Genomic DNA, 14,620 nt, shown 5'->3' with positions numbered 1-14,620 from the left:
GGGAAGGTGCGATGTCCGAACGGGTCACGGTTGAAGAACGCGGCGCAATTGCCGTGCTGACGTTGAATCGCCCGGAGAGGCTCAACGCGCTCGACTATGCGACGAACGACAGGCTGCTGGCGCTTCTCGACCGGATCGAGGGCGAGCCCGGCATCCGGGCAGTCATCCTCACCGGCGCCGGCGACCGGGCATTTTCGGCCGGCGGCGATATCCACGAGTTTACCGAAAGCATCAGGCGTGGCGCCGAAGAAGCCGTCAGGGAGTTCTGCCGGCGCGGCCAGGCCATGACGGCGAGGCTGGAGTCCTTCTCCAGGCCCGTCATCGCTGCGGTCAATGGCATCGCCTATGGCGGCGGATGCGAGATCACCGAGGCCGTGCACCTGGCGATCGCCAGCGATCGTGCGATGTTCGCCAAGCCTGAAATCCGGATCGGCATCCCGCCGACATTCGGCGGAACCCAGAGGCTGCCGAGGCTGGCCGGTCGCAAGCGGGCGCTCGAACTCCTGCTGACCGGCGATGCCTTCACGCCGCAGCGTGCCCTGGAGCTGGGGCTGGTCAATGCGGTGGTGCCCCATCAGGACCTGTTGCCGGCGGCTTTTTCGCTCGCCGAGCGTATCCTGCAACATTCGCCGCTCGCCGCTTCGAGAATCATCGGTGCCGTGACCCGTGGGCTGAACACGACGATCCACGAGGGGCTGGCGATAGAGCGGGAGCAGTTCGCCCGGATGGCCGGCACGGCCGACGCGCTGGAGGGCCTGACCGCGTGGATCGAACGTCGCCAACCGGTCTACTCGGGAACGTAGCGGTGCAGATGCAGCCGCCTTCGTCGCGGCAAGGAGCCCCGCCTTACCCCGGCATCGCCGCCCCGGCCGCCGGGTCGGCGAAGCGCCGTTCGGGGGTGATCGAATACCAGTCGGGCCGCGCCGGGTCGCGGTCGTAGGCGTAGCCGCCGACCTCGCGATAGTACTCGGCATATTCGGCCACCTTGTCGCGGTCGAGTTCGACGCCGAGGCCGGGCCCCTTGGGCAGGGCGATCTTGCCGTCCTTGTAATGCATCTTGCCGCCCTTGATCACGTCGTCGGTCAGGTGGTGGTAGTGGGCGTCGGCGGCGAAGCCGAGGTTGGGCAGCGCCGCGCCGAGATGCAGCATGGTGGCAAGTTGCACGCCGAGTTCGCCGGACGAATGGACGCTCGCCCCCCACTGGAAGGTCTCCAGGACCTGGCCGGCCTTGTAGGCCTGGCGAAGCCCGCCCCAGAAGGTGGTGTCGAGCAGGATCACGTCGACCGCTTCGAGACGGATGCAGGCGGCGAGCTGCTCGAAGTTGACGACGACGGTATTGGTCGCCGTCGGCATGTCGATCGCCTCGCGCACCCGCCGCATCCCCTCCAGCCCCCAGGCCGGATCTTCCAGATACTCGTTGTTGAGGTTGCCGATCGCCCTGGCGACGCGGATGCTTTCCTCGACCGTCCAGGCGCTGTTCGGGTCGAGCCGCAAACCGTCGCCGGGAAAGGCCTCGCCCAGCGCCTGCATCACCTCGATGTCGTGGTCGGGCGCGAAGACGCCGCCCTTCAGCTTGTGGGTCTTGAAGCCATGCTTCGCCACCAGGTCCTTGGTATGGGCGACGATCTCGTCGGGGGTGATCTCGCCGGCCGTGCCGTCCCGGCCCTGGTAGCGATAGAAGAGGTAGGTCGCGAAAGGCACCTCCTCGCGCACCGCGCCGCCGATCAGGTCGCAGGCGCGGATGTTCAGGAACTTGCCGGCGACATCCATGCAGGCGAATTCGATCGCCGCGTGAAGTTGCATGCGGTTGTTGTAGAGCGAGCCGACCGGATTCATGATCTTCCAGCGTAACTGCTCGAGCTGCAGCGGGTCGTGGCCGATCAGGTAGGGTTTCAGCCCGGCGATCGCCGCTTCCGCCGATTGACCGCCACCGCCCAGCTCGCCGACGCCGGTCAGTCCCTCGTCGGTCTCGATCTCGACCAGCGTCCGGATGAAGCGACCCCAGTGGGCGCCGTTGGAATGGCGCAGCGGTGCCTCGAGCGGCATGGCGACGGTCGTCGCATTGATGTCGGTGATCTTCATGGTGTCGGTCTCTCAGTCTTTTGGGGCGCCGCTGATCGGCAACAGCAGCCCGCCGTCGGCGATCAGGGTCGATCCGGTGACGAAGGATGCCTTGGGGGAGGCGAGGAAGCAGACCGTCTCGGCGATCTCCTTCGGATCGGCGATGCGTCCGAGCGGATGCATGTCGCGGATCGCCTCGGTCAGCGCCTGCGGGTTCTCGTCGAGCGAGATCGCCCAGCGCAGCATCGGCGTGTCGACGCTGCCCGGCGCCACCGCGTTGACCCGCACCCCGTATTCGGCGAAGTCGAGCGCCATCGAGCGGGTCAGGCCGATCAGCGCGTGCTTGCCGGTCGTATAGGCGGCGACGCCGCGCTGCGTGGCGAAGGACTGCACCGACGCCATGTTGACGATCGCGCCGCGCGTCTTCCTCAGGTGCGGGATGGCGTGGTGGCAGACCAGGTAGACGCTCTTCAGGTTGACGTCGATCACCTCGTCCCATTCGCTTTCGGTCGTCGACTCGACCGTGCCGTAGCGCTGGATGCCGGCATTGTTGGAGACGATGTCGATCTGCCCCCAGGCGTCGACGATCTCCGCCACGCAGCGGCTGACCTCGGCGCCCGACGAAACGTCGGTGGCGATCGCCCGCGCTTCCAGCCCGCGCCCGATCAGGGTGCTGGCGACGTCCGTTGCCGCGACCGCGTCGCGATCGACCACGGCGACCCTGGCGCTGCGTTCGGCGAGCAGGTCGCAGACCGCCGCGCCGATGCCCATCGCGCCGCCGGTGACCAGCGCCACCTTGCCGGCAAATTCCTTCTCGTCGCTCATGTCCGCTCCGTCTTGCCGGCCGCCGCCAGCTTCGTCTCGATCACCGAGATGACGTCCTCCAGGTGGTCGCGCATCAGCCGCCGGGCGTCAGAGGGGTCGCCCGCCCGCAGCGCGTCGAAGATCAGCTTGTGCTGTTCGTGGTCGCGACGCCGGTTGTTGTAGAGATCGAGCACCGCCATCTGCTCCTTGATGTGCACCTCGGTCAGGCTGAAGACCACGTCGGCCAGAACGCTGTTGGCCGAGCCCTCGGCGATGGCGCGGTGGAAGCGCATGTTGACCACGCCGAGAACGGCGTCGTCGGTGTCGTGGCCGGACAGGTGCGTCTCGGCTTCCGCCAGCAGGTCGCCCAGGTCGTCGAGGTGCTTCTCGTTCGCCTGGATCGCGGCGAGCTCCGCCACCGCCGGCTCGATCAGGAGCCGCGCCTGAAGCAGGTTGAGGATCGTGCCGGTGCTCAGCGTCCCCGCATAGGGGTTGGTCAGCATCAGCCGCGGCTCGGCCCGGCTGACATAGATGCCGGAGCCGTGGCGGATGTCGAGGTTGCCGGCCATCTGGAGCATCCGCAGCGCCTCGCGCATCGTCGGCGTCGCCACCGAGAATCGCTCGGCGAGGTCCTTGACGCTCGGCAGCCGGTCGCCGGGCCGCAATCCCTGTTCGAGGATCAGCGACATCACTTCGCGGGTCAGGTGGCTCGACAGAGAGACCGGTGCCCCGGGACGATCGACGACAGTCACGATTTCTGCTCCATTTTCAGACTCAATAACTCAATAATTCACATGATGCCACCGTGATTCATGGGACGCGCGCGTCGCGTCGCGCCTCCGGTCGTCCCTGGCGACGTCCGCCGGTGTTTCCGGGCCGCCCGACGGCCGCCCGCAGGCCATCCGCAACTGTCTCGGGGAAGGGGGAGACACTCGCCATTCGGCTACTCGGATACGGATTCCGCATTGACTCCCGAAGCGCGGGCCTCCAGAATTGAACATCGTTTCATTTTTGAATGTTGTTCAATGACAAAAGAAAAAGTCCTGATCGTCATCGGCGACGCCACCGAGACCGTCGATACCCTCTATCCCTATTTTCGCTTGCAGGAAGCGGGTTTCGAGCCGGTGGTCGCCGGTCCCGAAGCCCGGATTTTCCAGATGGTGCTGCATGAGGTCCGCCCCGGCTGGACCATCACCCGCGAGTGGGAGGGCTACCAGCTCAAGGCCGACATCGCCTTCCGCGACATCGACGAGACCGCCTATGCCGGCATCTTTTTCTCCGGCGGTCGCGCCCCTGAATACATCCGCGACGATCCCGATCTGATCCGCATCACCCGGTACTTTTTCGACCAGTCGCTGCCGGTCGCAAGTGTCTGTCACGGCGTCGAAATTCCTGCCCGGGCCGACCGCGTCCGTGGCCGCCGCATGGCCACCGTGCCGAAGTGCCAGTTCGACCTCGAGGTCTGTGGCGGCATCTTCGTCAACGAGCCCTGCGTCATCGACGGCAATCTGTTTTCCGGCCGCACCTTCCACGATCACGGTCACTACATGGGCCCGTGGATTCGCCGGCTCGAGGCGGACCGCGAGAAGCGGCAGGCCGGCTCGCCCGTTGCCGCCGCCGCTGAGTAAGTACCGTTCCAACGGACTGAAAAAACTCAAGAAAATACCCAGAAGGAGGAACCAACCGACATGAAGAAATTGCTCGTTGCCGCCGGGATGATCGTCGCCTCGATGACCATGGCCCAGGCCGAATGGAAGCCCGACAAGCCGATCACTGTCATCGTTCCCTATCCGGCCGGCGGCGTCACCGATCTCGTCGTCCGCGTCATCGCCAACGACCTTGAGCCGGTGCTCGGCCAGAAGGTCGTGGTCGTCAACCAGGCCGGCGCCAACGGCTCGGTCGGCACCAAGGCCGTGATGGACTCGACAAAGGATGGCTACACCTGGCTTTCCGGCGGTGTCCGCGACATCGGCACCTATGGCGTCATGGGCATGCTCGACACCGGCATCGACGACTGGAGCCCCTTCCTCGTTGCCTCGATCGGCTCGATCCTGTCGGTCAATCCAGATACCGGCATCGACAGCGTCCAGGGCTTTGTCGACGCGGTGAAGGAGCAGGGCGACGCCTTCCTCATCGCCACCGCCGGCCCCAATTCCTCGGGCGGTTCGGCGCTCGGCGCCATTGCCCAGGTCGCCGGTATCGACCCCAAGCAGCTGGTCTATGACGGCGGCAATCCGGCCATTCTCGCCACCGTTTCCGGCGAGGCCCAGGCAACCACGCAGTTGTCGCTGGAGCAGGCCGAGATGATCCGCGCCGGCCGGCTGAAGCCGCTCGCCGCCATCGGCCGCACCGCCGTCATCCTCGGCGACCAGAAGATCCATCCGATCTCCGACGACTTCCCCGACCTGCCGCCGACCGAGAACTTCGTCGGCATCTACCTGCCCGACGGCACCCCGGACGAGGTCATCGACACCCTGTCCAAGGCCTGGGTCGAGGTCGTGTCGAACTCCAAGGATCTCGCCAATCTCTGCGAGACCCGCGGTTGCGGCGTCGCGCCGATGGCGCCGGAAGCCGCCCGTGCCGCCGCCGATCCGTTGATCGCCGCCGCCGCCTGGGGCCTGTTCGATCGCGGTGAAGCCGCTGAATCGCCGGAGAAATTCGGCATCATGCGCCCGGCCGAATAAGCCGGCGCCAACGGAAGACGGGAACACGATCCCGCCATGGAAGAATGGAACGGCAAGGCCCTGGCAAGGGCGGACCTCGCGACCGGAGTCGTGATCGCCGCCCTGGGCCTTGCCGTCGTCGTCATCTCGGCAGGCATGCCGACCTTTGTCGAGCGTAACGTCAATCCGTTGACGGCGCCCGGCATTTTCCCCGCCGTCATCGGTGCCGCGCTGCTCCTGTGCGGCGCCATCCTCACCATCCGCTCGGCCCGGAAACACGGTGCCGAAGGTGAAGCCCGAACCGCCTCGGCCGGCGCCGGGCGCATCGCGACCACGCTGGTCTTGATGCTCATCGCCGTCGCGCTGGTCGGCCGCATCGACTTCCGTCTGGTCTCCGGCGGTTTCACCCTGGCCTTCGCCGCCTTCTTCCTCGACTGGCGGATTACCGGCCAGGCGCTGGTTCGCAAGCTGCTGGCGGTCGCCTTCATCGTCCTGATCACAGGACTGCTGATCCCGGCGCTGTTCGAAACCGTCTTCCTCGTCCGCCTTCCCTAAGGACTGAATCGTGCTCGATGCGCTAGTCGGCCTCGCCACCTTTGAAACGCTGGTCAACGTCCTCTGGGCAACCCTCGGCGGCATGGTGATCGGCGCGTTGCCGGGCCTGACGGCGACGATGGGCCTGGCCCTGATGACCTCGCTGACCTATGGCATGGGCGGCGACCAGGCGATCCTGGTGCTGATCTGCCTCTATGTCGGCACCATCTATGGCGGCAGCCGCAGCGCCATTCTCCTCAACATTCCCGGCACCCCCGCCAATGCAGCGACCGCGGTCGAGGGCTATCCGATGGCGGTGTCCGGGCGGGCCTCGCGAGCGCTCGGCCTTGCCACCATCGCCTCGCTGGTCGGCAGCCTGTTCGGCGCGCTCTGCCTCTACCTGATCGCCCCGATGCTGGCCGAGGTGGCGCTGCGCTTCGGCTCGTTCGAATATTTCCTGCTCGGTATCTTCGGCATCCTCATCGCCGGCACCATGACCTCGGTCGAGGACCCGCTGAAAGGCTGGATTTCCGGCTTTTTCGGGCTCTTGGTCGCGATGGTCGGACTCGAGGCGATGCATGCCTATGAGCGTTTCTCCTTCGGCAGCCTCGAACTGTCCGGCGGCATCGCGCTGATCCCGGCGATGGTCGGCGCCTTCGGTGTCGCCGAACTGCTGGTGTCGATGGGCCGCGGGAAGGCGCGCGCCGCGACGACCATGGCCGACCGGACGAGCGTCCTTTCCTGCGTCGGCGACCTGTGGCGAAGCCGCGTCACGGCCGGCCGCTCCAGCATCATCGGCACTGCCATCGGCATCATCCCCGGCGTTGGCGAGGACGTCGCGGCATGGATTTCCTACGCCGCCGGCCGCCGCTACAGCCGCCGCAGCGCCGAATACGGCACGGGCTCGACGGACGGCCTCATCGCCGCCGAGACTGCCAACAGCGCAGCACTTCCCGGCGCCATCATTCCCGCGTTGACCCTGGCCGTGCCCGGCTCGGCGCCGGCCGCCGTTCTGCTGGCCGCGATGTTCATCCACAATGTCCGGCCGGGGCCGATGATCATGATCGAGAATCCCGGCTTCGTCGCCAACGTCGTCTGGATCCTGGTCTTCGCCAGCGTCGCGATGGCGGTCCTCGGTCTCCTGCTGACCCGGCCGCTGGTCGCCGTCCTCAAGATCCCCAAGGAATACCTGACGCCGGTGATCTTTTCGCTTTGCCTGATCGGGCCGTATGCTCTGTCGCAGCGACTCTTCGACGTCTACGTGATGATGGCGTTCGGCATCCTCGGCTTTCTCATGCGCATGATGCGTTACCCCATGGCGCCGCTGATCCTCGGGATCATCCTCGGCGGCATGATCGACCAGAACCTGCGGCGCGGGCTGGTGCTGTTCGAGCGCGACCCGACCGCGATCCTCGGCCGGCCGATCTCGCTGGCGCTGATCGCCCTTTGCCTGCTGACGATCCTCGCCGCGGTTCCCGCCGCGCGGCGGCTGGGCGGGCGAATCTTCGGCCGTCGCAGCGTCGCAGACGGCGCGTCTGGCTGAGGGGGAGTAGGCCGGTGTCTGTCCAACTCCACAGGGCGATCGATATCCTCGAACTGATCGAGGCGTCCGAACGGCCCCTGGCGCTCGGCGCCATTGCCGATCGCGTCGCCATGAGCAAGCCTGCCGCCCACCGCTTGCTGCAGGTGCTGGTCGCCCGCGGTTATGTCGAGCAGGATCCCGAGACCCAGAACTATCTCGCGACGCTGCGCATGGCGATCATTGGCTTTGGCCATCTCGCCGCGACCGGCATGCGCGAGGTGACTTACCCGGAATTGCATCGGTTGGCCGGCGAATCCGGTGAACTTGTCCGCCTTGCCGTTCTCGAGAATGACCAGATGACCTGGATCGTCGAGGCGCAGGGCGCCCGCGCCGGCCTGCGCTATGACGGCAATCTCGGCCGCCAGGCCGTCCCGTATGCGACGGCGGCGGGCAAGTCCTGGCTGTCGACGATGTCGGACGATGAAGCCGTGCGGCTGGTGCTGGCGCAAGGCTTTCCGACGACCGAGGAAGTCGGCCCCAACGCCGCGACGACGATCGAGGAACTGGTCGCCTCGCTCCGCCGCTGCCGGGAGGCAGGCTACGCCACCGCGATCGAGGAAGCCGCCCTTGGCGTCAACGCCGTCGCCGTCCCGGTATTCGACCCCCAGCAGCCGAAGGTGGTGGTCGCGTCGATCATCGTCGTCGGTCCGAGCGCCCGGATGACGCCGGAGCGGATGGAGGCGATCGTGCCGATGCTCCAGGCATCCGCGGCGCGGATCAGCAACCTGTGGCCGATCCGTCGTCACGCAACCCCGCTCGCCACAGCGCGCGCCTCCTGAGGATCGACCCCGTGAAGACTGGCTCCGGCGCCCTGCTCATCTGGAACGATATCGCCCCCGGCGCGGAAGCGACATTTCGTGGCTGGCACGACGAAGAACATATCCCCGAGCGCGTCGCCGTCCCCGGATTCCGGCACGGCCGGCGGCTGTTCAGCGCCGATGCCGCGCCGCGCTGGCTGACCTTCTACGAGGCGGACACCGCATCGGTCTTCTCCAGCCAGCCCTATCTCGCCCGGCTCGATTCACCGACGCCACGGACGGTGGGAATTCTGCCGAGCTTTCGCGCCACGCAGCGCATGGCCGGCGACGTCGTCGCCGCGGTGGGGGAGGGGCGTGGTGCGGCCGTAGGCACGACGCGGATCTGGTCCCCCGGCATGGATGCAGACGCTGAAACGCTCCGGCCGCTGCTTTCCGCAACGCTGGCGCGTCCCGGCGTCGTCGCGGTCGCGGTCGTCGCCTCGGACGCCGCCGGCACGCAGCGCGTCACGGCAGAGCGAAGCCTCCGGGCGCCGGACGAAGCGCCGCCGGATATCGTGCTGGTGGTGGAGGCTGCGTCGGAGAATGCCATCCCCGACCTGGCGGCGGAAACCGCGGCACTTTTCCCCGGCGCCGGGCGGATCGCCGCCGACCGGTACGCCGTCGAATTCGCCCTGGCGTCCGCCTGAAACGCGATCGGGGGTGTCGTTCCCACGGCGCCGAACTTGTATCCGGGCGTTTCCCTCCTTAAGAATCCGCGGCCATGACCGTCGGCGCCAGCGCGCCGGCGGCAATCCGAAAGGTGGATCGTGGCCCAGTCACCGACCAGAAGCCGGGCGCGTTCGTCATCGAAGAAAGCCGAGGGCGAGAAGGGTGGCGCGGCGCTGGGTTATGCCCGGCCGCGGACCTATGAGGAACTGCGGGCCGTCCTCTCCTCGGGCACGGTCCATTTCCCCAAGCGCTTGCGACAGGTGGCGATTTTTCTCTGGCAGCATCCGGGCGACGTGGCGCTCGGCACGATTTCGAGTGTCGCCACCCAGGCCGGCGTCCAGCCCTCGACCCTGGTGCGGTTCGCCAAGACCTTCGGCTTCGCCGGCTTCTCGGACTTCCAGGAAATCTTCAAGGAACACGTCAAGGGCTCCTGGCCGGAGGGGCGCGAGCGTAACGGTCGCGGCCGCGGTCGCCCGACCGGGACCAATCCCAACACCCATTTCGTCAACGGCCTCGTCGCCGCCTCGCAGGCTTCCCTCGGCCGCATCGAGGCGGGGTTCGATCTCGACGCCTTCGAGCGGATCGTCGCCATCATGGCGGCGGCCGACCTGATCTATGTGATCGGCAGCAAGCGCGCCTTTCCGGTGACCGCCTATGTCTCGCTCGCCCTGTCGCAGCAGGGGGTGCGCAACGTGCTGATCGACAATGTCGGCTCGACCGCCTTCGACCAGATCGGCTGTCTGGGTAAACGCGACGCGGTGCTCGCCGTCAGCTTCAGCCCCTATAACTCGATCACGCCGGAACTCGTCGCCGCTGCCCGTGAGCGCTCGGCCAGCATCGTCTCGATCACCGACAGCACCTTCAGTCCGCTGGTCAAGTTGTCCGATGCCTGGATTGAAGTGATCGAATCGGACTTCGCCGGCTTCCGCTCGCTGGCAGCGACGCTCGCCGTCGGCATGGGACTGGTCAACGGGGTCGTCGCCGCGCGCGACGTGTAGATACCGCCAGAGCTTCCGTCGACGACGGCGCGAAAACGCCGATTGACCAAAAAGCACATATCTTCCATATTGAAAAAAATAGAAACTTTGTTCCAGGGAGGAAAACCCGGACATGGAGGCAAGGCTCGACGGCAAGGTGATCCTGATCACCGGCGCGACCCAGGGCCTTGGCGAGACGATCGCTGATCTCGCCGCGAAGAGCGGCGCGGCCGGCCTGATGCTCACCGGCCGTGACGCCACTCGCGGCAACGCCGTCGCCGAGCGCCTCTCGCAAGCTGGTGTTGAGACGGAGTTCCTCGCCGCCGATCTCGCCGACGCGGACGCGCCGGAAAAGCTCGTCTCCACCTGCCTCGCCCGCTTCGGCCGTATCGACGGCCTTGCCAATGTCGCGGCGCTGACCGACCGGGCGTCGTTCCTCGATGCCGACATCGACATGTGGACCAGGCTCTTCGACGTCAACGCCCGGGCGCCCTTCTTCCTGATGCAGCACGCGATCAAGGCGATGCGGGAGCGCAAGCAGGGCGGCTCGATCGTCAACATCCTGTCGATGAATGCCCATTGCGGCACGCCGGAGCTCGCCGTCTATTCGGCCACCAAGGGCGCCCTGGCGACCCTGACCCGCAACGCCGCCAATGCCCATCGCTGGGACCGTATCCGCGTCAACGGCATCAACGTCGGCTGGACCCTGACGCCGGCCGAGAAGGTCATGCAGGCCGAGACGCTTGGCCATGGCGAGGGGTGGGTGAAGGAGGCGGAGGAGTCGCTTCCCTTCGGCCGCCTCCTGGTCCCCGAGGACATCGCCAATCTCACGGTCTTCATGCTCAGCGACGCCGGCGGGCCGATGACCGGTGCGCTGGTCGACCAGGAGCAATGGGTCGTCGGAGTGAACAAGTGAGCGGCCTGCCGTCCCTCGATCCCGCGACCCTCGGCGCCATTCCGGCCGCCGTCCGCCGTCCGGCCTACGATCGCGATGCCCTTGCCGTCGGCATGGCCCATGTCGGCGTCGGCGCCTTCCATCGCTGTCACCAGGGTGAGTTCACCGACGACCTGCTTGGCGAGCGTTTCGATCGCTGGGGCGTCGTCGGCATCAACATCCGCGAACCGCATCTCGCCGACACGCTCAAGCCACAGGATGGGCTCTATACCCGCCTGCTTCGCGAAGACGACCGGGTCGATGCCAGGGTGATCGGCTGCATGGTCTCGACCGTCGATGCGCAGGACGATGCCGGCGCGGCGCTCGACGTGCTCGCTTCGCCGGACATCGAGGTGGTGACGCTGACCGTCACCGAGAAGGGCTATTGCCACAAGCCGGCGAGCGGGCTTCTCGATGAAGCAAACCCCGATATCGCCCATGACCTCGCCAATCCCGCCCAACCGAAGAGTCTGCCCGGCATCCTGGCGACGGCGCTGGAACGGCGGATGCAATCGCATGGTCGGCCGGTGACGCTGGTAAGCTGCGACAACATTCCTTCCAATGGCGCTATCCTCGGTGGCGTCGTCCGCGCCGTCGCCGAACGGCGGAAAGCCGGGCTTTCCGCCTGGATCGAAGCCAACGTCGCCTTCCCCTCGACCATGGTCGACCGGATCGTCCCGGCGACGGCCGAGGCCGATCGCCAGATGATCGAGCAGACCTACGGCTACCGCGACCGCGCTCCAGTCGTCGGCGAACCGTTCCGTCAGTGGGTGATCGAGAACCGGTTCGCCGGTCGCGTTCCGCAATGGGACCTGGCTGGCGCGACCTGGGCGGATGACGTCGAGCCCTTCGAATTGCTCAAGATGCGCGTCCTCAATGCCGCCCAGTCGGCGCTCTGCTACCTCGGGCTTTTCGCCGGTCATGAATTTACCTGCGACGACATGCGGGACGAGACGCTGACCGCCTTCGTCCGTCGCATGCTGCTCGAGGAAAGCGTGCCGACCCTGCCGCCGGTGCCGGGCATGGCGCCGGGGCCTTATGTCGAGCAGACCTTCAGCCGGCTGCGCAACACCGCCATCCGCCATCGCAACCACCAGATCGCCACCGACGGATCGCAGAAGCTCGTCCAGCGCTTCATCAACCCGATCCGCGAGCGCCTTGGCCGCAACGAAAGCGTCGAATTGTTGTCGCTGGCGGTCGCCGGCTGGATCGTCTATCTCGCCTTTGCTTCGAAGCGATTCGGTCGGCGCTGGACGGTGGAGGATCCGTATAGCGACCGGGTCGCGGCGATCGCCGACCGGGTCGGCAAGGACGGCGCGGCGCTGGCGGCGGAGGTCCTGTCGGACGACCGCCTGTTCGCCAGGGAGTTGTTCGAGAATGCCGGCTTCAAGGCAACGATCGCCCGGCATCTCGACGGACTCCTTTCGGACGATCCGATCGCCTATGTTCGAAGCCTGTTGAACGAACCGGCCGTGCAGGCAGGCCGATGACAGGACCGAGGAAGACAGGGAGGACAACGTGAAGCTCGGCTTTTTGACCGCGCCCTTTGCCGATACGCCGCTGATGGAGGTCGCCGACTGGGCGAATTCGGTCGGCTTCGAGACGCTGGAAATCGCCTGCTGGCCAAAGACCTCCGGCCCGACCCGCCGCTATGCCGGGACCACCCATATCGACGTTGCCAATACGTCCGCCGACCAGGCGAAGGAGATTGTCGCGGAACTCGCCGCGAAGGACATTTCGATCTCGGCGCTGGGCTACTATCCGAACCCGTTGCACCCCGATCCGGCACATCGCGAGACGGTGGTCGATCACCTCAAGAACGTCGTCGTCACCGCCGGCCAGATGGGCGTGCCGGTGGTCAATACCTTCTGCGGCGGCGACCAGTCGAAGCATCTCGACGCCAACTGGGACGATGCGCTCAAGCTGTGGCCGGATGTCATCCGCTTCGCCCGCGACCACGGCGTCACCATCGCCTTCGAGAACTGCCCGATGATCTTCAGCTACGACGAGTGGCCGGGCGGGCATAACATCGCTTATTCCCCTTACATATGGCGCCGGATCTTCGAGACCTGGGGCGACGATGTCGGGATGAATTTCGATCCCTCGCATCTTGTCTGGCAGATGATCGACCAGGAGCGCTTCATCCGCGAATTCGGCGCCCATATACTCCACGCCCACGGCAAGGATGTGATGATCGACCGCGACGGCCTCTATGAGCGCGGCACCTTCTCGTCCGGCATGGGCTGGCAGGTTCCGCGCATGCCGGGCCTCGGCGACGTCGACTGGGGCGTGATCTTTTCCGGCCTTTATCGCGCCGGCTATGACGGTCCGGTCGTCATCGAGCATGAGGACCGGAATTTCGAAGGCACCGACGAGCTGGTGAAGCGCGGCTTCCTGCTCGCCCGTGACGTGTTGCGCCCCTACGTCAAGTGAGAGAGACGACGGGCGACTGTTGAACGAACCCAGAGTGGAGGAAAGGAAATACCCATGCAAAAGGCAAGACATCTCGGACTGGCGACCCTCGCCACCGCCGCCATGGCGGCCTCGAGCCTCGTCCCGGCCCTGGCCGCCGACAGCTACACCATCGGCATCTCGAACACCGTGCAGGGCAACGGCTGGCGCGAGGAAATGATCTGCGCGATGAAGGCGCAGGCGCTCGCCTCCGGCAATGTCGAATCCCTCAACATCGCCCACCGCAACACCGATGCGGCCGGCCAGCTTGAGGATATCCGCAACCTGATCGCCGCCGGCGTCGACGCCATCGTCGTCAATCCGGCCAATCCCGAGGGCATCAACCCGGCGATCAAGGAAGCCACCGATGCCGGCATCGTCGTGGTCGCCGTCGATCAGGCGGTCACCGAGCCGTCGGCCTATGTCATCTCCAACAACCAGGAGCAGTACGCCTATCTCGGCGCCAAGTGGCTGTTCGAGCAGGTTGGCGGCGAGGGCGACATCATCTACATGCGCGGTGCCGCCGGCGCCTCGGCCGATACGGATCGCGACACGGGCTTCAAGAAGGCGCTGGCCGAGTATCCGGACATCAACATCGCCCAGGAGGTCTTCACCGGCTGGCAGCAGGATCAGGGCAAGCAGCAGATCCTCGACTTCATCGCCTCCGGCATTCCCTTTGACGGCATCTGGACCTCCGGCATCGACAACGTCATCGTCGACGCGCTGGTCGAATCCGAAGTCGACCTGGTGCCGGTCGTCGGCGCCGATAACGCCGGCTTCGTCGGCCAGCTCAACGATGTCGAGGGCCTCGTCGGCGCGGCGGTCACCAACCCCGGCTCGATCGGCGGTGCCGGCGTGACGCTGGCGCTCAGGATCCTCGGCGGCGAGACCCCGTCGGAGCAGACCGTGCTGGTCGATCCCGAGCTCTGGGAGAACGCCACGGACGCGGGCAAGGCCCAGCTGGCCGCGGCTGCCGATCCGTCGCTCGATCCCGAGTGGCCGGTCAGCATCTCGATCCCGGACTGGACGACCTACACCAAGGAACAGATCATCGCCTGCGACGGACCGGGCGAGTAATCCTGTTCATCGCATGACATCGGGGCGCGCGGCTGTATCGGCTGCGCGCCTCGTTTCCCCTTTTCTCGATC

The 14,620-nt window shown here is 66.4% G+C and carries 15 protein-coding genes; 12 read left to right on the top strand and 3 right to left on the bottom strand.

Translation table 11 applies throughout. The annotated features are described in order from the left end of the window. The first annotated feature begins 11 nt into the window (after positions 1-11). The gene (locus BLT60_RS13340; RefSeq protein WP_090876957.1) at positions 12-803 is read left to right on the top strand and encodes a crotonase/enoyl-CoA hydratase family protein; all 792 of its coding nucleotides are present in this window, start codon (positions 12-14) and stop codon (positions 801-803) included. Positions 804-846: 43 nt separating this feature from the next. Here BLT60_RS13340 and BLT60_RS13335 read toward each other — a convergent pair whose 3' ends face one another. Genes BLT60_RS13335 through BLT60_RS13325 form a run of 3 tightly spaced genes read right to left on the bottom strand, consistent with a single transcriptional unit; the run spans position 847 to position 3,617 of the window. Then, complete coding sequence (locus BLT60_RS13335; protein WP_090876956.1) at positions 847-2,082, bottom strand: enolase C-terminal domain-like protein; 1,236 nt, start codon at positions 2,080-2,082, stop codon at positions 847-849. A gap of 12 nt (positions 2,083-2,094) precedes the next feature. Further along, positions 2,095-2,886 (bottom strand): SDR family NAD(P)-dependent oxidoreductase, encoded by a 792-nt coding sequence (locus BLT60_RS13330; RefSeq protein WP_090876955.1) that lies wholly within the window; start codon positions 2,884-2,886, stop codon positions 2,095-2,097. Further along, positions 2,883-3,617 carry a FadR/GntR family transcriptional regulator gene (locus tag BLT60_RS13325; RefSeq protein WP_090876954.1) on the bottom strand — a complete coding sequence of 245 codons (735 nt, stop codon included), beginning with the start codon at positions 3,615-3,617 and terminating at the stop codon, positions 2,883-2,885. The genes BLT60_RS13330 and BLT60_RS13325 overlap by 4 nt, the downstream gene beginning before the upstream one ends. A 273-nt stretch (positions 3,618-3,890) precedes the next feature. On the opposite strand from BLT60_RS13325, the gene BLT60_RS13320 reads away from it, so the two are divergent. From BLT60_RS13320 to BLT60_RS13270, 11 genes are all read left to right on the top strand, one after another. Continuing rightward, positions 3,891-4,493, top strand: a complete 603-nt coding sequence (locus tag BLT60_RS13320) for a DJ-1/PfpI family protein (protein WP_090876953.1) — start codon at positions 3,891-3,893, stop codon at positions 4,491-4,493. A gap of 60 nt (positions 4,494-4,553) precedes the next feature. Then, positions 4,554-5,549, top strand: coding sequence for a Bug family tripartite tricarboxylate transporter substrate binding protein (locus BLT60_RS13315; protein ID WP_090876952.1), 996 nt, complete (start codon positions 4,554-4,556; stop codon positions 5,547-5,549). A 36-nt stretch (positions 5,550-5,585) separates the two neighbouring features. Next, a complete protein-coding gene (locus BLT60_RS13310) occupies positions 5,586-6,083 on the top strand; it encodes a tripartite tricarboxylate transporter TctB family protein (RefSeq protein WP_090876951.1) in 498 nt (165 codons plus the stop codon). Positions 6,084-6,093: 10 nt separating this feature from the next. Next, positions 6,094-7,605: a tripartite tricarboxylate transporter permease gene (locus BLT60_RS13305; RefSeq protein ID WP_244521252.1), complete on the top strand. Its 1,512-nt coding sequence runs from the start codon at positions 6,094-6,096 to the stop codon at positions 7,603-7,605. Between the two features lie 14 nt (positions 7,606-7,619). After that, a complete protein-coding gene (locus tag BLT60_RS13300; RefSeq protein WP_175478426.1) occupies positions 7,620-8,423 on the top strand; it encodes an IclR family transcriptional regulator in 804 nt (267 codons plus the stop codon). Positions 8,424-8,434: 11 nt separating this feature from the next. Further along, a complete protein-coding gene (locus BLT60_RS24370; protein WP_090876949.1) occupies positions 8,435-9,088 on the top strand; it encodes a DUF4286 family protein in 654 nt (217 codons plus the stop codon). Between the two features lie 120 nt (positions 9,089-9,208). Continuing rightward, complete coding sequence (locus BLT60_RS13290) at positions 9,209-10,108, top strand: MurR/RpiR family transcriptional regulator (protein WP_244521251.1); 900 nt, start codon at positions 9,209-9,211, stop codon at positions 10,106-10,108. Between the two features lie 112 nt (positions 10,109-10,220). After that, positions 10,221-11,003, top strand: a complete 783-nt coding sequence (locus BLT60_RS13285; RefSeq protein WP_090876947.1) for an SDR family oxidoreductase — start codon at positions 10,221-10,223, stop codon at positions 11,001-11,003. After that, entirely contained in the window at positions 11,000-12,511 is a 1,512-nt protein-coding gene (locus tag BLT60_RS13280; RefSeq protein ID WP_244521250.1) for a mannitol dehydrogenase family protein, read from the top strand. The genes BLT60_RS13285 and BLT60_RS13280 overlap by 4 nt, the downstream gene beginning before the upstream one ends. Before the next feature lie 28 nt (positions 12,512-12,539). Continuing rightward, complete coding sequence (locus tag BLT60_RS13275; RefSeq protein ID WP_090876945.1) at positions 12,540-13,454, top strand: sugar phosphate isomerase/epimerase family protein; 915 nt, start codon at positions 12,540-12,542, stop codon at positions 13,452-13,454. A 102-nt stretch (positions 13,455-13,556) separates the two neighbouring features. Further along, positions 13,557-14,549, top strand: a complete 993-nt coding sequence (locus BLT60_RS13270) for a substrate-binding domain-containing protein (RefSeq protein WP_090877162.1) — start codon at positions 13,557-13,559, stop codon at positions 14,547-14,549. Positions 14,550-14,620: the final 71 nt, after the last annotated feature.

This window comes from Bauldia litoralis, from assembly GCF_900104485.1.
GTDB lineage: Bacteria > Pseudomonadota > Alphaproteobacteria > Rhizobiales > Kaistiaceae > Bauldia > Bauldia litoralis.
Note: the sequence above shows the minus strand (reverse complement) of the source record. Positions and strands in the feature narration are given on the sequence as shown.

Excerpts from the sequence above, each read along its gene's own strand:
- BLT60_RS13340 (WP_090876957.1), top strand. The coding sequence starts at position 12 with ATGTCCGAACGGGTCACGGTTGAAGAACGCGGCGCAATTGCCGTGCTG.
- BLT60_RS13335 (WP_090876956.1), bottom strand. The coding sequence starts at position 2,082 with ATGAAGATCACCGACATCAATGCGACGACCGTCGCCATGCCGCTCGAG.
- BLT60_RS13330 (WP_090876955.1), bottom strand. The coding sequence starts at position 2,886 with ATGAGCGACGAGAAGGAATTTGCCGGCAAGGTGGCGCTGGTCACCGGC.
- BLT60_RS13320 (WP_090876953.1), top strand. The coding sequence starts at position 3,891 with ATGACAAAAGAAAAAGTCCTGATCGTCATCGGCGACGCCACCGAGACC.
- BLT60_RS13315 (WP_090876952.1), top strand. The coding sequence starts at position 4,554 with ATGAAGAAATTGCTCGTTGCCGCCGGGATGATCGTCGCCTCGATGACC.
- BLT60_RS13310 (WP_090876951.1), top strand. The coding sequence starts at position 5,586 with ATGGAAGAATGGAACGGCAAGGCCCTGGCAAGGGCGGACCTCGCGACC.
- BLT60_RS13285 (WP_090876947.1), top strand. The coding sequence starts at position 10,221 with ATGGAGGCAAGGCTCGACGGCAAGGTGATCCTGATCACCGGCGCGACC.
- BLT60_RS13270 (WP_090877162.1), top strand. The coding sequence starts at position 13,557 with ATGGCGGCCTCGAGCCTCGTCCCGGCCCTGGCCGCCGACAGCTACACC.